Here is a 20,482-nt window from a genome sequence, read left to right as displayed (position 1 = left end):
CCGAGAACCTGGATAATCGCTCTATGGCAGCAGAGGTTCGTCCGCGGCTGACCGTGCTCTCCGGCCCTTCGGGGGTCGGCAAGAGCACGGTCGTCGCGCATATGCGCAAGGTCCACCCCGAGGTATGGCTCTCGGTGTCGGCCACCACCCGCAAGCCGCGGCCCGGTGAGCGACACGGCATCCACTACTTCTTCGTCAACGACGACGAGTTCGACAAGCTGATCGCCAACGGCGAGCTGCTGGAGTGGGCCGAGTTCGCGGGCAACCGCTACGGCACACCCCGCGGCGCGGTATCGGAACGCCTGGAGAACGGCGAACCGGTCCTGCTGGAGATCGACCTCCAGGGCGCCCGACTCGTCCGTGAGTCCTCGCCCGACGCACAGCTGGTCTTCCTGGCCCCGCCGAGCTGGGACGAGCTCGTCCGCCGCCTCACCGGTCGCGGCACGGAATCGGCCGAGGTCATCGAGCGACGGCTGGAAGCCGCCAAGATCGAACTCGCTGCCGAGCCCGAGTTCGACACCACCCTGGTCAACACCTCCGTCGAGGACGTGGCGCGTGAGCTGCTAGCCTTGATGGACGTTGTCTGATCGTTGGTCGATGTTCCTGATCGGTCGACAGCCGATCGGACCGATCTTTCACCCATCTTCGGAAGGTAGAGCGTGTCCTCTTCCATCACCGCGCCCGAGGGCATCATCAACCCGCCGATCGACGAGCTGCTCGAGGCCACGGACTCGAAGTACAGCCTCGTGATCTACGCGGCCAAGCGCGCGCGTCAGATCAACGCGTACTACTCGCAGCTCGGTGAGGGCCTGCTCGAGTACGTCGGCCCGCTGGTGGACACCCACGTCCACGAGAAGCCGCTTTCGATCGCGCTGCGCGAGATCAACGCGGGTCTGCTGACCTCCGAGGCCATCGAGGCCCCGGCCCAGTAACACGCGGGAATTCCTTTCACCACAGGCCCGGCAGAACATCTGCCGGGCCTGTGGTGTGTCATAGGTGATGTCGTAGGCGGATCCCGAACGGGAGGGATCCGCGGATGGGAGTGCGTGGTGGCGAAGCCGAAGGTCGTGCTGGGGGTCAGCGGCGGGATCGCCGCCTACAAGGCCTGTGAGCTGCTGCGTCGGCTGACCGAGTCCGGACACGACGTACGGGTCGTGCCGACCGCGGCGTCCCTGAACTTCGTCGGCGAGGCGACCTGGGCCGCCCTCTCCGGCAACCCCGCCTCCACCGGGGTCTGGGAGAGCGTCCACGAGGTGCCCCACGTGCGCATCGGGCAGTCGGCCGACCTCGTGGTCGTGGCCCCCGCCACCGCCGACATGCTGGCCAAGGCCGCCCACGGCCTGGCCGACGACCTCCTCACGAACACCCTGCTCACGGCCCGCTGCCCGGTGGTCTTCGCGCCCGCCATGCACACCGAGATGTGGGAGCACCCCGCCACCCGGGCCAACGTGGCCACGCTGCGCGGACGCGGGGCCGTCGTCATCGAGCCGGCCGTGGGCCGCCTCACCGGCAAGGACACCGGCAAGGGGCGACTGCCCGACCCCGAGGAGATCTACGAGGTCTGCCGCCGGGTCCTGGCCCGCGGCGCGGCCGCCCCCGACCTCGCCGGCCGCCACGTGGTCGTCAGCGCCGGCGGCACGCGCGAGCCCCTCGACCCGGTCCGCTTCCTCGGCAACCGCTCCTCCGGCAAGCAGGGCTACGCCCTCGCCCGCACCGCCGCCGCCCGCGGCGCCCGCGTCACCCTGGTCGCGGCCAACACCGCCCTGCCGGACCCGGCGGGCGTGGACGTCGTCCGCGTCGGCACGGCCCTCCAGCTGCGCGAGGCGGTCCTGAAGGCCGCCGCCGACGCCGACGCCGTGGTCATGGCGGCGGCCGTCGCGGACTTCCGGCCGGCCCACTACGCGGACGGCAAGATCAAGAAGAAGGACGGGCAGGAGCCCGAGCCGGTGGCCCTCGTGCGCAATCCCGACGTCCTCGCGGAGATCTCCGCCGAGCGCCCCCGCGCGGGCCAGGTCGTCGTCGGATTCGCCGCCGAGACCGACGACGTCCTCGCGAACGGCCGCGCGAAGCTCCGCCGCAAGGGGTGCGACCTTCTCGTGGTCAACGAGGTCGGCGTAGGCAAGACCTTCGGTTCCGAGGAGAACGAAGCCGTCGTCCTGGCATCCGACGGCAGTGAGACCCCCGTTCCCCATGGCCCGAAGGAAGCTCTCGCCGACGTGATCTGGGACCGGGTGGCCCCGCTCCTCTCCCGCCCCGAGGGCCCGGCAAGTCGCTGAGCGTCGCTCTTCTCGACACGAAGTCCATGGGCCAGAATGGAGTGTCGCAGGTCACATCGTTCCCACTAAGCGAGATCGGTGGTCCGCGCCACGGTGGCGACCGATAAACTGCCACCCGGAACGTGATCGGGCGCAGCCCCCGGTGTGGTTCCGCCAAATGATCAGCCAGCAGCCGCTGCAACCCCAGGGAGCGTTGTGTCCCGTCGCCTGTTCACCTCCGAGTCCGTGACCGAGGGTCACCCCGACAAGATCGCTGACCAGATCAGCGACACGATCCTCGACGCCCTCCTCACCGAGGACCCGACCTCGCGTGTGGCCGTGGAGACTCTCATCACCACCGGCCTCGTGCACATCGCCGGCGAGGTGACGACCAAGGCGTACGCGCCGATCGCCCAGCTCGTCCGCGACAAGATCCTCGAAATCGGCTACGACTCCTCGAAGAAGGGCTTCGACGGCGCCTCCTGCGGCGTGTCGGTGTCCATCGGCGCGCAGTCCCCCGACATCGCGCAGGGCGTCGACACGGCGTACGAGAAGCGCGTCGAGGGCGACGAGGACGAGCTCGACAAGCAGGGCGCCGGCGACCAGGGCCTGATGTTCGGCTACGCCTGCGACGAGACGCCCGAGCTGATGCCGCTCCCGATCCACATCGCGCACCGGCTCTCCCGCCGGCTGTCCGAGGTCCGCAAGAACGGCACCATCCCGTACCTGCGCCCCGACGGCAAGACCCAGGTCACCATCGAGTACGACGGCGACAAGGCCGTCCGCCTCGACACCGTCGTCGTGTCCTCGCAGCACGCGGCCGACATCGACCTCGACTCGCTGCTCGCGCCCGACATCCGCGAGTTCGTCGTCGAGCACGTGCTCGCGCAGCTCGTCGAGGACGGCATCAAGCTCGACACCGAGGGCTACCGCCTCCTGGTCAACCCGACCGGTCGCTTCGAGATCGGCGGCCCGATGGGCGACGCCGGCCTGACCGGCCGCAAGATCATCATCGACACCTACGGCGGCATGGCCCGTCACGGTGGCGGCGCCTTCTCCGGCAAGGACCCGTCGAAGGTCGACCGTTCCGCCGCCTACGCCATGCGCTGGGTCGCCAAGAACGTCGTCGCCGCCGGCCTGGCCGCGCGCTGCGAGGTCCAGGTCGCGTACGCGATCGGCAAGGCCGAGCCCGTCGGTCTCTTCGTCGAGACCTTCGGCACCGCCAAGGTCGACGTCCAGAAGATCGAGGACGCGATCGGCGAGGTCTTCGACCTGCGCCCGGCCGCGATCATCCGCGACCTGGACCTGCTCCGGCCGATCTACGCCCAGACCGCCGCCTACGGCCACTTCGGCCGTGAGCTGCCGGACTTCACCTGGGAGCGCACCGACCGCGTCGACGCCCTGCGCGCCGCCGCCGGTCTGTAGGACGAGCGCGACACCGCCTGACGGACGGCCCCGAACCTCGACGGTCCGGGGCCGTTCGCTGTCGGTGGCATTTGGTAAGAATGCTGGTGTGAGCAGCGCGAACGATTCCCCGCCGGAACAGCTCGCGCTGATCCGGGAGATGGTCGCCGAGGCGAAGGCCAAGGCGCCCAAGGCCAAACCGCGCACCTGGCGCGGCGCCGCCCTCGCCGAGGAACTGCCGGTCGCGCGGGTCCTCGTCAACAAGGGGATGCTGCACCTCGACCGGCTGTTCGACTACGCCGTCCCCGCCGAGCTGTCCGAGACCGCACGACCCGGCGTCCGCGTCCGGGTCCGCTTCGGCGCGGGCTCCCACCGGGTGCACGGGGGCCGCCGCGAGGGCGGCGGGCTCATCGACGGGTTCATCGTCGAACGGCGGGCCGAGTCCGACTACGACGGAGCGCTGGCCGCGCTCGCCCAGGTCGTCTCGCCCGAGGTGGTCCTCGGCCCCCGGATGCTGGCCCTCGCCCAGGCCGTCGCCGACCGGTACGCGGGCAGCCTCGCCGACGTCCTCCAGCTCGCCCTGCCCCCGCGCAACGCCCGCGCCGAGGCCAGGCCCTCGCCCGAGCCGCTGCCGCCGCCCGCCGCCCCCGAACCCGGCGGCTGGACCCGCTACGGGGCCGGGCCCGCCTTCCTGCGCTCCCTCGCCGCGGGCGGCGCCCCCCGCGCGGTGTGGACCGCCCTGCCCGGCCCCGGCTGGGCCGACGAACTGGCCCGGGCCATGGCCGCCACCCTCGCCTCCGGGCGCGGCGCCCTGGCCGTGGTGCCCGACGGGCGCGCCGCCTCCCGGGTCGACGCGGCCCTCACCGCCCTGCTGGGCGCCGGCCGGCACGCCCTGCTGACCGCCGAGTCCGGGCCCGAGAAGCGCTACGGGCAGTGGCTCGCGGTCAGCCGCAGCTCCGTTCGGGCCGTAGTCGGCACCCGGGCCGCGATGTTCGCCCCCGTACGCGACCTCGGACTGGTCGCGATCTGGGACGACGGGGACTCCAGTCACGCCGACGACCACGCGCCGTTCCCGCACGTGCGCGAGGTCCTGGAGCTGCGCGCGGTCAGCGAGGGCTGCGGCTTCCTGGTCGGCGCCACCGGCTGCACCGTGGAGGCCGCCCAGCTCGTCGAATCGGGCTGGGCCCGCCCGCTGGTCGCCGACCGGGAGACCGTACGGGCCCACGCGCCGCGCATCAGGACCGTCGGCGACGAGCTGCTGGCCCGCGACGGCGCCGCCCGCGCCGCCCGGTTGCCCACCCTGGCCTGGGAGACCGTCCGGGAGGGCCTGACGAGCGGGCCCGTGCTGGTCCAGGTGCCCCGGCGGGGGTACGTGCCCCGGTTGGCCTGCGAACGCTGCCGCACCCCCGCCCGCTGCACCGTGTGCGCGGGCCCGCTGGAGGCGCCCGACGAGCGGGACCTGCACTGCGGGTGGTGCGGGCGGGCCGAGAGCGCCTGGCACTGCGGGGAGTGCGGCTCCTTCCGGCTGCGGGCCCAGGTGGTGGGCGCGCGCCGCACCGCCGAGGAACTGGGCCGGGCCTTCCCGGCCGTCGCCGTACGGACCTCCGGGCGCGACCACGTCCTCGACGAGGTGCCGGACCGGCCCGCGTTGGTGGTGTCCACCCCCGGCGCCGAACCGGTCGCGGCGGGCGCCGGGTACGCCGCCGCGCTGCTGCTGGACGGGTGGGCCATGCTGTCCCGGCCCGACCTGCGGGCGGGGGAGGAGGCCCTGCGCCGCTGGATCGGGGCGGCCTCGCTGGTGCGGCCCGAGGGCCGGGTGGTGGTCGTCGCCGAGCCGACGCTGCGGCCCGTGCAGGCCCTGGTGCGCTGGGACCCGGTGGGGCACGCCGTGCGCGAACTGGCCGAGCGGGCCCAGCTGGGCTTCCCGCCGGTGTCGCGGATGGCCGCCGTCGCGGGGCGGGGCGAGGCCCTGGAGGCCTTCCTCGCCGCCACCGCGCTGCCGGCCGACGCGGAGGTGCTGGGTCCCGTACCGCTGCCCGCGCGGCGCGGGGAGCCCTCCCCGGGGGAACGGGTGCTGGTACGGGTGCCGCCCGGCAGCGGGGCGGCGCTGGCCGCGGCCCTGAAGTCCGCGCAGGCCGCCCGCCTGGCCCGGGGGGTCCCGGCGGGGGAGGCGGTCCGCATCCGGATCGACCCGCCCGACATCGGCTGACGACGACCCCGCCCCCGGCGGGGCGGCCCCGAAGGGCGCTCCGCCGGGGGCGGGGAGGGTGGCCGTGCCCCACCGTCGGGGGTCGGCGACCCGGCGGTGACGGGCGTGCGGCGGGTCAGCCGTTGCGGGGGCCGGGGAAGGCGGGCGGCCGGGCCGCGGCCACCGCGGGGGCCCCGGCCTGGGACTCCTCGCGGACCGGCTGCGGCGGCACGGAGCGGGCCGCGGGGATCGTGGGGAGCGGGCCCATGGTGCGGGTCGTGGTGCCCTCGGCGGGTGCCTCCGCGGCCTCGGCGGCCTGCGCGCGGCGGGCCCCGTAGCGCCGGTGGACGGCCTGCTTGGTGACGCCGAGGGCGGAACCGACGGCGTCCCAGGAGAAACCGAGCGAGCGGTCGAAGTCCACCGCGGCGGTGACGAGGGTCTCGACGCTGTCGCGCAGCTCCTGGGCGAGGCGGACGGTGGGGGCGGGGGCCCTGCCGTAGACGACGAAGCCCGTGGAGGGCCCGGAGCGGCGGGGGCGGTACACGTTGCCGAGCTGGGCGGTGAGCGTCCGCAGCGCGTCCACCTGTCGGCGAACCCGCTCGATGTCCCGCACCAGGAGGTGCAGACTGGCCCGTGCCTGTGCGTCGTGGGTGGCGTGGTCGGCCATGAAGAAGCCTCTCGAACCGGTGCTGAAGAGCGGATGGGCCGCAGACACCGTTCTCGTGCGCGGCCCGTTTCGGTCAATCTCTCTTGACCAACGCGCCGGCGGGCGCCCAGGTCACGCATCGGGGGCGTGTCGGCATATGCGAGAGGCGCGCGGGTGTGCGTACGCCCCCCGACACCGCAGGTGGGCGGTGCCGGCGGCGCCCCATAGACTGGTGCGTCGCCGACAGCCGAGATAGCGAGGTAGGAACCGGTGAAGCTGGTCTTCGCAGGCACCCCCGAGGTCGCCGTGCCCGCCCTGGACGCCCTGATCGCTTCCGGGCGACACGAGATCGCCGCCGTGGTGACCCGGCCGGACGCGCCGGCCGGACGCGGGCGACGCCTTGTCGCCAGCCCCGTCGCCGAGCGGGCCGAGGAAGCCGGCATCGAGGTCCTCAAGCCCGTCCGCCCGCGCGACGAGGCCTTCCAGGCCCGACTGCGCGAGATCGACCCGGACTGCTGCCCCGTCGTCGCCTACGGGGCGCTCATCCCCAAGAGCGCCCTGGACATCCCCCGCCACGGATGGGTCAACCTGCACTTCTCGCTGCTGCCCGCCTGGCGCGGCGCGGCGCCCGTCCAGCACTCGATCATGGCGGGCGACGAGGTCACCGGCGCCTCCACCTTCCGCATCGAGGAGGGGCTCGACACCGGTCCGGTCTACGGGATCCTGACGGAGGAGGTCCGCCCGACCGACACCAGCGGGGACCTGCTGACGCGCCTGGCGTTCGCCGGGGCCGGCCTGCTGTCCGCGACCATGGACGGGATCGAGGACGGCACCCTGCGCGCCGTCGAACAGGCCGCGGACGGGATCTCCCTCGCGCCGAAGATCACCGTCGAGGACGCCCGCGTGGACTGGAACGCGCCCGCGCTGCGCGCCGACCGCGTGGTGCGCGGCTGCACCCCCGCGCCCGGCGCGTGGACCGTCTTCCGGGGCGAGCGCCTCAAGCTGATCTCCGTCGCCCCCGTCCCCGACCGGACGGACCTGGCGCCGGGCGTCCTCGCCCCCGCCAAGAACAACGTGTACGTCGGCACCGGCTCCCACGCCGTCGAGCTGCTGTGGGTGCAGCCGCAGGGCAAGAAGCCGATGAAGGGCGCCGACTGGGCCCGCGGGGTGCGCATCGCTCCCGGCGAGCGCCTGGGCGGGGCCGACGTAGGCTGATACCGGCCGCGGTGACGGTCGGGAGCGTCGGGTACGACGTCCCGGGCCGTCGTACCCGAGGCACCCCGCACCCCCTCGCACCTCGTACCTCCGGAGCACCTTTCACGTGAGCGAACAGCCCCGTCAGCCGGGCCGTCAGCCCGGCCGTCGTCCCGCCGGCGGCGGCAAGCCGGCCGGCAACCGGTCCGACCGTCCGGCCAAGCCCTACCGCCGGCCGCAGAAGGACCCCGTCCGGATGCTGGCCTTCGAGGCGCTGAGGGCGGTGGACGAGCGGGACGCGTACGCCAACCTCGTCCTGCCCCCGCTGCTGAAGAAGGCCCGCCAGAACGAGGGCTTCGAGGCGCGCGACGCCGCCCTTGCCACCGAGCTGGTCTACGGCACCCTGCGCCGCCAGGGCACCTACGACGCGGTGATCAAGGCCTGCATCGACCGGCCGCTGCGCGAGGTGGACCCGCCGGTCCTCGATGTGCTCTCGCTGGGCGCCCACCAGCTCCTGGGCACCCGCATCCCCACGCACGCCGCCGTCTCCGCCAGCGTCGAGCTGGCCCGCGTGGTCCTCGGCGACGGTCGCGCCAAGTTCGTCAACGCCGTGCTGCGCAAGATCGCCGCGCACGACCTCGACGCCTGGCTTGAGCGGGTCGCGCCGCCCTACGAGGACGACGCCGAGGAGCACCTCGCCGTCCACCACTCGCACCCGCGCTGGGTCGTCAGCGCCCTGTGGGACTCCCTGGGCGGCGGCCGGGCCGGCATCGAGGACCTCCTGGAGGCCGACAACGAGCGCCCCGAGGTCACCCTCGTGGCCCGGCCGGGCCGGGCGACCACCGAGGAGCTGTTCGAGGCCCTCGGCGAGGACTCGGCGCTCCCCGGACGCTGGTCCCCCTATGCCGTGCGCATGGCGGAGGGCGGTGAGCCGGGCGCGCTGGAAGCGGTGCGCGAGGGGCGCGCCGGCGTCCAGGACGAGGGCAGCCAGCTCGTGGCGATGGCCCTCGCGGCGGCCCCCGTCGAGGGCCGCGACGCGCGCTGGCTCGACGGGTGCGCCGGACCGGGCGGCAAGGCGGCCCTGCTCGGCGCCCTCGCCGCGCGGCGCGGCGCCGTCCTGCTGGCCTCCGAGAAGCAGCCGCACCGTGCCCGGCTCGTGGAGCGCTCGCTGGCCGGCAACCCCGGCCCGTACCAGGTCATCGCCGCCGACGGCACCCGTCCGCCGTGGCGGCCCGGCTCCTTCGACCGGGTCCTGATGGACGTCCCCTGCTCCGGCCTGGGCGCGCTGCGACGCCGTCCCGAGGCCCGCTGGCGGCGGCGCCCGGAGGACCTGGAGGGCTTCGCCCCGCTCCAGCGCGCGCTGCTGCGCGAGGCCCTCTCCGCGGTCCGCGTGGGCGGCGTCGTCGGCTATGCGACCTGCTCCCCGCACCTGGCGGAGACCCGGGTCGTCGTGGACGACGTCCTCAAGGGCCGCGGCGCCGGCTTCGCCCCGGTCTCGGCGGAGCTGATCGACGCCCGCCCGTACATGGAGGGCGTCCCGGCCCTGGGCGAGGGCCCCGACGTCCAGCTGTGGCCGCACCTGCACGGCACGGACGCGATGTACCTCGCCCTGCTGCGCCGCACGGCGTAGGCGCGCGCGTACGCGCGGGAGGGCCGCACCGGTGGGTTCCGGTGCGGCCCTCCGGCGTCCTACGGGGTCGGGCCGGACAGCCGCCGCCAGAAGGCGGTGATCATCGCCGTGTCGATGTCCGGGAGGTCCACCCCGAGGGCCTCCAGCCGCTCGACCGTCCGCCGGCTGCGGAAGGTGTCCACGGCCGGCGCCGGGCCCGTCGCGAGGGCGCGCGCGTACTCCTCGAACGCGTCCAGGTACGGCAGGAAGGGCAGCTCCCGACCCGCCTCGGCGGCCTGCCTGAGCCGGCGCAGCCACTCCCCGAGCGGGACCTCCCGGGTGTGCGTCCCGTGGAGGGAGTCGTACACCCCGAGGAAGGCCCCCGCGTGGACGGGGCGGGGGTGGTGGAGGTGGCGGACGCCGGCCGCGGCCGTCCCGGCGGGCTCCGGCTCCGGGTCGAGGACCAGGGCGGCCAGGGCGCGCGCCGCGACGTCCGCCGGCACCAGGTCCGCCCACGCCACCGCGTCGCGCGGGTAGGCGCCCAGCGCGGCGCAGGTGGTCAGCAGCCGGCAGTACAGGTCGTCCGGGTTGACGGCCCCCTCGCGGGAGTCGGCCCAGACACGGCCGAGCCGGTAGACGCGGGCGTCGGCCCCCCGGGCCACGGCGTGGCCCACCATCCGGTCGGCCACCCACTTCCCGGCCGCGTAGCCGTCCGCCAACGGGTGCGCCTCGCCCGCCGTGTCGGACTCCTCGGTGATCAGCCGGGGCGCCGCGCCGGGGCGGAAGAGGCCCAGGGTCGACAGGTGGTGGAAGCGCGTCGGGCGGCCCTCGGCGGCGAGCCGCAGCAGCTCCCTCGTCCCGTCGACGTTCGCCGGCCTCAGCCGCTCGTACGGGGAGAGGTGGTGGACGTGGGCGCCGGAGTGGACGATCGCGTCCACCGCCCCCGCGCCGTGCGTCAGCCGCCGCCACGCCGCCGCGTCGAGTCCGAGCCCCGGCAGGGCGAGGTCGCCGGGGAGCACCTCGACGCGCGGGTCGTCCGCGAGCGGGCCCAGCCCGTAGGAGAGCGCGACCTCGTTCAGCCGGGCGCGGGCCCGCTGCGGGGACCGCCCCCGGACCAGGCAGAGCAGCTCGGCGCCGCCGTCCGCGGTCCGCGCCAGCAGCTCCCGCAGCAGGAAGGCGCCGACGAAGCCGGTGGCCCCGGTGAGCAGGATCCGACGCGGGTCCCGCCCGGCCGCCTCGGGGAGCGGAGCGGGGAAGCGCATCGCGGGGTCGAGCCGGGCGTCCGCGTCCGTCGCCACCGCGACCGGGCCCGCCGTGCGGCCCGCCCGGCGGGCCTCCACCAGGGCGGCGAGGTCGCCCGCCGTGGGCGCCGCGAGGAACTCGCGGACCCCGACGCGTACGTCCAGCTCCGAGGCGACCCTGGCCAGGAGCCGGACCACCAGCAGGGAATGCCCGCCCAGCGCGAAGAAGTCCTCGTCCGCCGCGACCCCGGACACCGCGAGCACCTCGGCGAAGACCGCGCACAGCCGACCCTCCAGCTCCGTGACGGGTGCGCGGCCCGTGGCGGCCGGGGTGTGGTCGGGGGCGGGGAGGGCCTTGTGGTCGAGCTTGCCGTTGACGGTCACCGGCAGCTCGTCGAGGAGGACGAAGGCCGACGGGACCATGTGGGCCGGCAGGACGCCCTCCAGGAAGCGGCGCAGCGAGGCGGCGTCCGTGTCGGGGCCCGGGTTCGTGTCCGTGTCCGGGCCCGGGTCCGTGCTCGGGTCCCGGTAGGGGACCGGGTCCTCGGCGCGGACGACGTAGGCGACGAGCCGGCGGTCGCCGGGGCGGTCCTCGCGGACCACCGTGGCCGCCCGGTCCACGCTCGGGTGGCCGGCCAGGACGGCGTCGATCTCGCCGAGTTCCACGCGGAACCCGCGGATCTTGACCTGGTTGTCGGCGCGGCCCAGGAACTCCAGCTCGCCCTCGGCGTTCCACCGTCCCAGATCGCCGGTGCGGTACATGCGCTCGCCCGGCGCCCCGAACGGGCAGGGCAGGAACCGCTCCGCCGTCAGGTCCGGGCGGTTCAGGTAGCCCCGGGCCAGCCCCACGCCGGCGATGTACAGCTCGCCCGTCACCCCGGCCGGCACCGGCCGCAGGGCGGCGTCCAGGACGAACACCCGCGTGCCGGGGATGGGGCGCCCGATCGGGGGCGAGACCGCCCCGGACAGGGGGGCGCTCATGGTGGCGCAGATGGTGGTCTCGGTCGGACCGTACTGGTTGATCATGCGGCGGCCCGCCGACCACTGCTCCACCAGCGCGGGCGTGCAGGACTCGCCGCCGACGACCAGGGTCATGCCGGCGGGCAGGGCGTCGGCCGGCAGGGCCGCGAGGACCACGGGCGGAATGCCCGCGTGGGTGATCGCGTACCGCTTCAGCAGGGTCACCAGACCCTCGCCCGGCAGCAGGTCGGCGGCCGGGGCCAGGACCAGTCGGGCCCCGGCCAGCAGTGTCATCCACACCTCCATGGCGGCGACGTCGAAGCTCGGGGAGGCGAACTGGAGCACCCGCCCGTCCGGCGTGATCCGGTTGGCCCCGATCGCCGCGTGGACCGTGTTCACGAGGCTGTGGTGCTGGACGATCACCCCCTTGGGGCGTCCGGTGGAGCCGGAGGTGTGGATGACGTAGGCGGGGTGTTCGGGGTGGAGGGGGGTGGTGCGTGCGGGGTCGGTGAGGTCGTGGGGGGAGTGCCGGGCGAGTTCGGCGGTGAGCGGGGTGGTGTCGAGGAGGAGGCGGGGGACGCCGCGTTCGGGGACGGAGTCGGTGAGGGCGGTGGTGGTGAGGAGGACGGCGGGGGCGGCGTCGTCGAGGAGGTAGCCGAGCCGGTCGGCCGGATACGCCGGGTCGAGCGGGACGTAGGCGGCGCCGGCCTTGAGGGTGGCGAGCAGGCCGACGACCTGTCGGGGGCCCCGGGGGAGGGCGATCCCGACGCGGTCCTCGGGGCCGACGCCGCGCGTGACGAGGGCGCGGGCGAGGCGGTTGGCGCGGGCGTTCAGCTCCGCGTAGGTCAGGCGTTCCTCGCCGAAGACCACCGCGACGGCCCCGGGACCGGCGGCCACCCGCGCCTCGAACAGCTCCACCAGGCTGCGGTGGTCCGGTACGAAGCCGTCCGCGCCCCCGCCGGCCGTGAGGGCCGCGAGCTCGCCGGGCGACACCACGTCCACCTCCCCGAGCGGTGAGTCGGGAGCCGCCGCGAGCGCCTCGACGAGCCGCTCCAGGGTGGAGTGCAGGTGGCCGCAGACCACCGCCGGGTCGATCGGCGGGGTCGCCTGCACCATCAGGTGGAAGGCCGAACCGAGGTCGTCCACCGCCGCCGTGAGCGGGTAGTTGGTGCGCTCCGCCGCGTACAGCCACTCGACGCCCTCGATGGCCGGGGCGGCCGGCTCCGTACCGGTCGAGGCGGTGCTGTAGCGGTAGTTGAACAGGGTCGTGAACAGCGGCGACCGTCGGTCGACGCCACCGGCCCGCTGGGCCAGCGTCAGCGGCGCGTGCTCGTGGACCAGCACGTCGGCCAGCGCGCGGCGCATCGCGTGCGCGGCCCGCGCCACCGACACCCCGGCGACGGCCGCCCGTACCGGCAGGGTGTTGATGAACAGGCCCGGCACCCGGTCCGCGCCCGCCCCGGCCTGGAGCCGGCCGAACACCACGGTGCCGAACACCACGTCGTCGCGGCCGGACAGCGCCGCGACGACCCGCGCCCACGCGACGTGGAACACCGTGGCCGGGCTCACGCCCAGCCCGCGCGCCACCTCCCGCACCCGCGCGCCCAGTTCGGGATCCACGGGGACGGACACCTCGGCCACCGCGCTGCCGTCGCCCTGGACGTCCAGCACCCCGTACGGGGCGGTCGGCTCGGTGACGTCCCCGAGCAGCGCCCGGAAGTGGGCCTCGTGCTCGTCGCGGGAGACCCGCAGCCGGGCCTGGGCCACGAAGTCCCGGAAGGGCAGCGGCGCGGCGAGTTCCGCCCCGCGTCCGGAGCGCAGGAGGCCGACCTCGTGGGCCACCACGTCGAGGGAGGTGTGGTCGCCGATCAGGTGGTGGAAGCGGTACAGCACCAGCCAGCGGTCCGCGCCCTCGTCCCGGGCGACGTGCAGGTCGAGCAGCGGGGCGCGCCCGAGGTCCATGGGCCCGTTCCAGCGGGTCCGCAGTTCCTCGACGGCCGCCTCGCCCGTGCCGGACAGCGGCACCTCCGTGACGCGCAGCGGCGCCTCCCGCAGCACCACCTGGACCGGCTCCGGCAGCCCCTCCCACACCACGGCCGTCCGGAAGACGTCGTGGCGCCGCACCACCTCGCGCAGCGCCGTCACGAAGCCGTCCAGCCCGGCGCGCGAGCGGATGCCGAAGACCGCCGAGATGACGTACGGGTCCCCGTGGGAGCCGCCGGCCCCCTCGGCGCCCAGCAGGTGGTGGAAGAGGATCCCCTCCTGGAGCGGCGCGAGTGGGTACACGTCCGCCACGTTCCGGGCGCCGCCGGGGACCGAGGCCGCCACCCGCGCGAGCGCCTCGGCGTCCAGGTCCACCAGGGGCACCATCTCGGGGGTGATCGTGTCCGTGCCCCCGGCCGGGATGCCGTTGGGCGGGACGGTGACGGCGGCGCGACCGGCCGCGGCGGCGAGGCTCGCCGGCGTCGGCGCGGTGAACAGCGTCCGCACGTCGATCGTGACGCCCCGCCCGCGCAGGCGCTCCACCAGGGAGACCGCCGACAGCGAGTGCCCGCCCAGCGCGAAGAAGGAGTCGTCGATGCCGACCCGCTCCACGCCCAGCACCTCGGCGAAGGCGGCGCACAGGGCCTCCTCCCGGGCGTCGCGCGGGCCGCGACCGCCCGCCTCGACCGAGCCGGCGTCCGGGGCCGGCAGGGCGCGACGGTCCAGCTTCCCGTTGACGGTCAGCGGCAGGGCGTCCAGCTCGACGTACGCCGAGGGGACCATGTGGTCGGGCAGGAACTCCAGGAGGAACGCCCGCAGGGTCGGGGCGCGGCCGGCCCCGAGCGTCCCGCTCCGGCCGTCGGGGACCACGTAGGCCACGAGCCGGGGGTCGCCGGGGCGGTCCTCGCGGACGAGCACGGCGGCCTCGGCCACCTCCGGGTGACCGGCGAGGACCGCCTCGATCTCGCCGGGTTCGACGCGGAACCCGCGGATCTTGACCTGGTCGTCGGCGCGGCCCAGGAACTCCAGCTCGCCCTCGGCGGTTCGGCGGGCCAGGTCGCCGGTGCGGTACATGCGTCCGCCCGGCGCCCCGAAGGGCGAGGGCAGGAACCGCTCCGCCGTCAGGTCGGGGCGGTTCAGGTAGCCCCGGGCCAGGCCGGGGCCGGTGACGTACAGCTCGCCCGTCACCCCGTTCGGCACCGGCCGCAGGCCGCCGTCGAGGACGAGGACGCCCAGGTCCGGTATGCCCCGGCCGATCGGGCCGCCGGCGCTGGCCCCGGCGCCGACGCCCGCGCCGGCGGCGGGGCCGTGCGCCCCGGAACCGGCCGTCGCCGCGCGGGCGTCGGCCGCGGTGAGCGGGCGGTGGGTGACGTGCACGGTCGTCTCGGTGATCCCGTACATGTTGACCAGCGTCGGCGCGTCGTCCGCGTGCCGGGCGTACCAGGGGGCCAGCCGTGCCGGGTCGAGGGCCTCCCCGCCGAAGACGACGGTGCGCAGCGCGAGGCGTCGGCCCAGCTCCGGATCCTCCTCGTCCGCCCGCATCAGCTGAAGGAAAGCGGAAGGGGTCTGGTTGAGCACGGTGACCTCCTCGCGGACCAGCAGCGCGAGGAACTCCGAGGGCGTACGGCTCACCTCGAAGGGGACGACGACGAGCCGGCCGCCGTGGAGCAGTGCGCCCCACAACTCCCAGACGGAGAAGTCGAAGGCGAAGGAGTGGAACCAGGTCCACACGTCCCGGGGGCCGAAGCGGAACCACTCGTCCGTCTCGTCGAAGAGGCGCACCACGTTGCCGTGCGGGATCACGGTGCCCTTGGGGCGTCCGGTGGAGCCGGAGGTGTGGATGACGTAGGCGGGGTGTTCGGGTTGGAGGGGGGTGGTGCGTTCGGGGTCGGTGAGGTCGTGGGGGGAGTGCCGGCCGACTTCGGCGGTGAGTGCGGTGGTGTCGAGGAGGAGGCGGGGGACGCCGCGTTCGGGGACGGAGTCGGTGAGGGCGGTGGTGGTGAGGAGGACGGCGGGGGCGGCGTCGTCGAGGAGGTAGCCGAGCCGGTCGGCCGGATACGCCGGGTCCAGGGGGACATAGGCGGCGCCCGCCTTCACCACGGCCAGCAGGGCCACGACCAGTTCCGCGGAGCGGCCCAGCGCGACGCCGACGCGGTCCTCGGGGCCGACGCCGCGCGCGACGAGGGCGCGGGCGAGGCGGTTGGCGCGGGCGTTCAGCTCCGCGTAGGTCAGGCGTTCCTCGCCGAAGACCACCGCGACGGCCCCGGGACCGGCGGCCACCCGCGCCTCGAACAGCTCCACGAGGGTGCGGGTGGCGCCCCGGGGCCGCAGGGCCACCGCCGCGAGCTCGGCGTCCAGGGCCGCCCGCTCCGACGGGAGGAGCAGCTCCGCGTCCTGGACCCGGTCCTCGCGGCGGGCCCCGGTGAACCAGTGCAGCAGCGAGAGGAACCGCCGGGCGTGCGTCGCGGTGGCCTCCCGCGTGTAGGAGGCCGGGTTGGCGTCGAAGGCGATCTCCACGCTGCCGTCGTGCGCGCGGTCGTAGACGTTGACGCTCAGGTCGTCGACCGGTCCCGTGGCCACGCCGTGGGGGATCACCACGCAGTCGCCGAAGCCCGTGCCGTAGTCGTACGAGACCACGTTCACCACCGGCCCGAACAGGGCCCCGGTCTCGGCGGTCCGCAGGTTCCGCGCGAGGTCCTCGTAGCGGTGGCGCTGGTGGCGCAGGGCGCCCCGGACGGCCGTGGCGACCTGCCGGAACAGCTCGTCGAGGGTGGTGGTGGGGGTGAGCGAGAGGCGGATCGGCAGGATGTTGGAGGTCATGCCCGGGACCGCCTTCGCGGCGGCGCCCGTACGGCCCGGGGCCGGCATGCCGAGGACGATGTCCCCGGCGCCCGTCATCCGGTGCACGTAGGTCGCCGTGGCCGCGATGACCAGGCCCGACAGGCTGGTGCGGAAGCCGCGCGCGGCCGCCTTCAGGGCCGTGACCTCCCGCGCCTCGACCGTTTCGAGCCGGCGCAGGGGCGGACGGAGGTTGCGCCCGGGGCGGCGCTCGCTCAGTGAGGGCGCCTCCGGGCGGTCGGCGAGGACCGCGTGCCAGTACTCCGCGTCGGTCCGGCGCTCGTCGCCGGCCCGGTAGGCGGCGTCGGCGTCGAGCAGGACCCCGTGCGGCGCCAGGGCGCCCTCCTCGACGTCCTCGCCCGCCAGGAGGGCGTTGTAGACCCGTGCCACCCGGTCGGCGATGACCGAGCCGCCCAGTCCGTCCACGGCGATGTGGTGGATGCGGTGATACCACAGGTGACGGTCCTCGGCCTCGGTGAACAGCGCCTCGGTGAACAGGGGGCGGGCCAGGCCGCCGGGCCCGGCCAGGTCCTCGCGCATCCACCGCAGGGCAGCGGCGCGCGGGTCCGCCTCCCCGCTCACGTCCACCCGGTGCAGCGGCCAGTCCTCGGTGACCTCGACGCTCTGGGTCACCGGGCCGTCCGGGTCCCCGTGGAAGACCAGGTGCATGCACTCGGACTCGCCCACGGCCCGGCGCAGCGCGCGGGCGAACAGGTCGAGGTCCAGGTCACCCGTGATCTCCAGGTACTCGCCCGTCTGGTAGGCGGAGCCCTCGGGGTCCAGCCGCTGGCCGTACCAGATGGACAGCTGTCCCGCCGTGAGCGCGCGCTGCTGCCCGTCCTGCTGGATCCGGTCGTTCCGGTCGTTCCGGTACACGGCCTGGTCACCCCGTTCTGTCCGTCGGCTGATCGCCTCGGCCCGAATGATGCGGGTGCGACCTATATCGCCGATGTTCCGGAGCGCCACGGGGGTCCCGGGCCGGGTTCCGGGGTCGTGGCCGGAACCGGTCGACGGCATGGCAGGCTTGGGGCATGGCCGTTCAGATCAATCCCAGCATCCTGTCCGCCGACTTCGCCCGCCTCGCCGAGGAGGCCAAGGCCGTCGAGGGGGCCGACTGGCTGCACGTCGACGTCATGGACAACCATTTCGTCCCGAACCTCACCCTCGGCATGCCGATCGTGGAGTCCCTGAGCCGCGCCACGGACATCCCGCTGGACCTCCACCTGATGATCGAGGACCCCGACCGGTGGGCGCCGCAGTACGTCGAGGCGGGTGCCGGTTCGGTCACCTTCCACGCCGAGGCCGCCGCCGCGCCGGTGCGCCTGGCGCGCGAGATCCGGGCCAAGGGGGCCCGGGCGGCCATGGCGCTCAAGCCCGGCACGCCGATCGAGCAGTACGAGGACCTCCTCCCCGAGCTCGACATGGTGCTGATCATGACGGTGGAGCCGGGCTTCGGCGGCCAGTCCTTCCTCGACATCATGCTGCCCAAGGTCCGCCGCACCCGTGAGCTGATCGCCAAGCACGGGCTGGACCTCTGGCTCCAGGTCGACGGCGGGGTCTCGGCCTCGACGATCGAGCGGGTCGCGGAGGCCGGCGCGGACGTGTTCGTGGCGGGCAGCGCCGTATACGGGGCGGTCGACCCGGCCGCCGCGGTGCGCACGCTGCGCGATCAGGCGGGTGCGGCGATCGCCGCCGCGCCCTGGGCCTGTGACCACTGAGACAAGCGTTGGTGAACGGCTCGGTGAACGGAAGCCGTCCGGGCTGATCAACGGCCGTCGGATCTGACAGGATGAACGGCGAGTCGAGAGTGTGAACACGACAGTGTGAACAGCAGTGAGGAGAACGCGGTGTCTGCTATGTCGGCGGGACGGTCAGCCCTGCGGATGGGACCCGCGGAGCTGGTGCAGGCGGCGGCCATGGCCCGCCGCTTCTACCTGGAGGGCAAGTCCAAGATCCAGATCGCCGAGGAGTTCGGCGTCAGCCGCTTCAAGGTGGCCCGGGTCCTGGAGACCGCCCTCGAACGCGACCTCGTACGCATCGAGATCCGCGTGCCGGCCGAACTGGACGCGGAGCGCTCCGACGCGCTCCGGGCCCGGTACGGGCTGCGGCACGCCGTCGTGGTCGAGTCCCCGGCCGACACCACCGAGGACGCGCCCGATCCGGAGAACCTCGGCGCGGTCGCGGCCGACCTGCTGGGCGAGCTCGTCAACGAGGGCGACGTGCTCGGCCTGGCCTGGGGCCGCTCGACCATCCACATGGCCGCCTCGCTGCACCGGCTGCCCCCCTGCACGGTCGTCCAGCTGACCGGCGTGTACGACGCGGGGACCGCCGAGCGCGGCTCCGTGGAGGCCGTCCGCAGGGCCGCGCAGGTCTCCGGCGGGGACGCGCACCCGATCTACGCGCCGATGCTGCTGCCCGACCCGGCGACGGCCGCGGCGCTGCGCAACCAGACGGGCATCGCCCGGGCCTTCGAGTACTTCGACAAGGTCACCGTCGCCGCCGTGTCGATCGGCTCCTGGGAGCCGGGCATCTCGACCGTTCACGACATGCTGACCGACGAGGAGCGGGCCCACTACGCCTCCCTCGGCGTCGCGGCCGAGATGTCCGCCCACCTGTTCGACGCCGAGGGGCGTCGGGTCGGCAGGGACCTCGGTGAGCGGTGCATCACGGTGGAGGCCGACCGGCTGCGCCGGATCCCCGAGGTCGTGGCGATCGCGGGCGGTCTGCGCAAGGCGGCCGCCATCGGCGCGGTGCTCCGCTCCGGCCTCGTGACCAGCCTCGTCACCGACACCGCGGTCGCTGACTACCTGCTGACGGAGTCCGCTCCGGGGCTGCGGCCGGCGCTGGATCGGGCCGACCCGGACGACTGATCGCACCGCCCGCGCGGCGGGTGGTGCGGAAGGTGTCCCGATCGAAACCCGAACAGCGGGCCGCCGGGGGCCCCGGGGGGCGCATACTGAACCCGATGACCAAGTCAGCAGTACCTCGCCGTCATTTGCCGTCCAGCCCGTTCAAGGCCCCCGTGGAAGCGCCCCTGCGGCACTTCGACGTCGGCGACCGGGTGAGTCACGACGAGCACGGCCTCGGCCGTGTCGTCGGTGTCGAGGAGGGGATCGCCGTCCTCGTGGACTTCGGATCGGTCCAGAAACGAATCCTGAGCCCCTACTCCAAGATGTCCGTCCTCTGACGCCACAGGGCGAGCCACCGGGCGACCCGCCGGGCGACCCGCCGGTCGAACCCACGCCAACGGGTGATTCGCGAGCGAATCGGATCTTTGGCACGATCGGGGCATGATCCTTCGGAACGTGCCCCGGTCGCCGTGGCGTGCCCTGAGGGCGCTGTTCCTCTGCCTCGTCGTCCTCACGGGCGCCGTAGCCTGCGCCGGAACGTCCGCCCCCGAGCGTCCCGCCACGAGCGCCTCGGCCCGTGCCTCCGGGGGCGACTCCGACGCGCCCCAGGCGCGGCCCTCGGGCGGGACCTCCCCACCCGCGTGGGCCAAGGGCATGGCCACCGTGCGGGCCGACGCGTTGCCGCCGCAGGCGCGCGAGGTGCTCGCCCTGATCGACAAGGGCGGCCCGTACGCCCACCGGCAGGACGGGACCGTCTTCGGGAACTTCGAGAGGGCCCTGCCCAAACGGGAGCGCGGCTACTACCACGAGTTCACCGTGCGCACCCCGGGCTCCCGCGACCGCGGCGCCCGCCGGATCGTGACCGGCCGCGGCGGCGAGTTCTACTACACGGACGACCACTACCAGAGCTTCAAGGCGGTGCTCCGATGAGCCTGGACCCGCGACCCCTCGCCCCCGCCCTCACGGCCGCCCGGGAAGCCGGCTGGACCGTGCTCCGGCTGGACCTGGACGGCGTACGGAGCAAGGACGCGGTGCTGCGGCGCTGCGGGCGGGCCCTGGAGGCGCCCGACTGGTTCGGCGGGAACTGGGACGCCCTCGCCGACGCCGCCCGCGACCTGTCCTGGCTGCCGCCCGCCCCCGGCCGGCTGCTCGCCGTCACCGCCTGGCGGCCCTACGCCGCCGAACGGCCGCACGACTGGGACGTCCTGCGGGAGGTCCTGGAGGAGGCCGTCGACTTCTGGCGCGACGCCGAGGACGAACCCCCGCTGACGGTGCTCCTCGCCGCCCCCGAACGGCCTTGAGGGCCGGACCCGCC

At 74.7% G+C, this 20,482-nt stretch carries 14 protein-coding genes; 12 read left to right on the top strand and 2 right to left on the bottom strand.

Annotation, left to right across the window (positions count from 1 at the left end):
• Positions 1–23: 23 nt before the first annotated feature.
• The 5 genes from gmk to AB0D01_RS17705 all read left to right on the top strand — a co-directional run bounded on the left by gmk (position 24) and on the right by AB0D01_RS17705 (position 5,868).
• Positions 24–587, top strand: coding sequence for a guanylate kinase (gene gmk, locus AB0D01_RS17725; RefSeq protein ID WP_363056128.1), 564 nt, complete (start codon positions 24–26; stop codon positions 585–587).
• 72 nt (positions 588–659) lie between these two features.
• Complete coding sequence (gene rpoZ / locus AB0D01_RS17720) at positions 660–932, top strand: DNA-directed RNA polymerase subunit omega (protein WP_004948662.1); 273 nt, start codon at positions 660–662, stop codon at positions 930–932.
• Between the two features lie 117 nt (positions 933–1,049).
• Entirely contained in the window at positions 1,050–2,276 is a 1,227-nt protein-coding gene (gene coaBC / locus AB0D01_RS17715) for a bifunctional phosphopantothenoylcysteine decarboxylase/phosphopantothenate--cysteine ligase CoaBC (protein ID WP_363056126.1), read from the top strand.
• A 195-nt stretch (positions 2,277–2,471) separates the two neighbouring features.
• A complete protein-coding gene (gene metK, locus AB0D01_RS17710; protein ID WP_363056124.1) occupies positions 2,472–3,680 on the top strand; it encodes a methionine adenosyltransferase in 1,209 nt (402 codons plus the stop codon).
• Between the two features lie 88 nt (positions 3,681–3,768).
• Positions 3,769–5,868: a primosomal protein N' gene (locus AB0D01_RS17705; protein WP_363056122.1), complete on the top strand. Its 2,100-nt coding sequence runs from the start codon at positions 3,769–3,771 to the stop codon at positions 5,866–5,868.
• Between the two features lie 115 nt (positions 5,869–5,983).
• Here AB0D01_RS17705 and AB0D01_RS17700 read toward each other — a convergent pair whose 3' ends face one another.
• Positions 5,984–6,514, bottom strand: coding sequence for a hypothetical protein (locus AB0D01_RS17700; protein WP_363056120.1), 531 nt, complete (start codon positions 6,512–6,514; stop codon positions 5,984–5,986).
• A gap of 249 nt (positions 6,515–6,763) precedes the next feature.
• Here AB0D01_RS17700 and fmt point away from each other — a divergent pair, with 249 nt between their 5' ends.
• Together fmt and AB0D01_RS17690 are read left to right on the top strand one after the other, a co-directional pair.
• Entirely contained in the window at positions 6,764–7,708 is a 945-nt protein-coding gene (gene fmt, locus AB0D01_RS17695; RefSeq protein ID WP_363056118.1) for a methionyl-tRNA formyltransferase, read from the top strand.
• Between the two features lie 106 nt (positions 7,709–7,814).
• On the top strand, positions 7,815–9,317 hold the full coding sequence (locus AB0D01_RS17690) for a transcription antitermination factor NusB (RefSeq protein WP_363056116.1): 1,503 nt from the start codon (positions 7,815–7,817) through the stop codon (positions 9,315–9,317).
• Positions 9,318–9,376: 59 nt separating this feature from the next.
• Here AB0D01_RS17690 and AB0D01_RS17685 read toward each other — a convergent pair whose 3' ends face one another.
• A complete protein-coding gene (locus AB0D01_RS17685; RefSeq protein ID WP_363056114.1) occupies positions 9,377–17,194 on the bottom strand; it encodes an amino acid adenylation domain-containing protein in 7,818 nt (2,605 codons plus the stop codon).
• A 155-nt stretch (positions 17,195–17,349) separates the two neighbouring features.
• Here AB0D01_RS17685 and rpe point away from each other — a divergent pair, with 155 nt between their 5' ends.
• From rpe to AB0D01_RS17660, 5 genes are all read left to right on the top strand, one after another.
• Positions 17,350–18,036 carry a ribulose-phosphate 3-epimerase gene (gene rpe, locus AB0D01_RS17680; RefSeq protein WP_363056113.1) on the top strand — a complete coding sequence of 229 codons (687 nt, stop codon included), beginning with the start codon at positions 17,350–17,352 and terminating at the stop codon, positions 18,034–18,036.
• A gap of 138 nt (positions 18,037–18,174) precedes the next feature.
• Complete coding sequence (locus AB0D01_RS17675; protein WP_363056247.1) at positions 18,175–19,188, top strand: sugar-binding domain-containing protein; 1,014 nt, start codon at positions 18,175–18,177, stop codon at positions 19,186–19,188.
• A 95-nt stretch (positions 19,189–19,283) separates the two neighbouring features.
• Positions 19,284–19,505: a hypothetical protein gene (locus AB0D01_RS17670; protein ID WP_363056111.1), complete on the top strand. Its 222-nt coding sequence runs from the start codon at positions 19,284–19,286 to the stop codon at positions 19,503–19,505.
• A gap of 103 nt (positions 19,506–19,608) precedes the next feature.
• Positions 19,609–20,097 carry a ribonuclease domain-containing protein gene (locus AB0D01_RS17665; RefSeq protein ID WP_363056109.1) on the top strand — a complete coding sequence of 163 codons (489 nt, stop codon included), beginning with the start codon at positions 19,609–19,611 and terminating at the stop codon, positions 20,095–20,097.
• A complete protein-coding gene (locus AB0D01_RS17660; RefSeq protein ID WP_363056107.1) occupies positions 20,094–20,468 on the top strand; it encodes a barstar family protein in 375 nt (124 codons plus the stop codon). Before AB0D01_RS17665 ends, AB0D01_RS17660 begins: the two co-directional genes overlap by 4 nt.
• Positions 20,469–20,482: the final 14 nt, after the last annotated feature.

The organism is Streptomyces sp. NPDC048606 (assembly GCF_040650855.1).
Taxonomy (GTDB): Bacteria; Actinomycetota; Actinomycetes; order Streptomycetales; family Streptomycetaceae; genus Streptomyces.
This window is presented reverse-complemented; position numbering and strand designations above follow the sequence as displayed.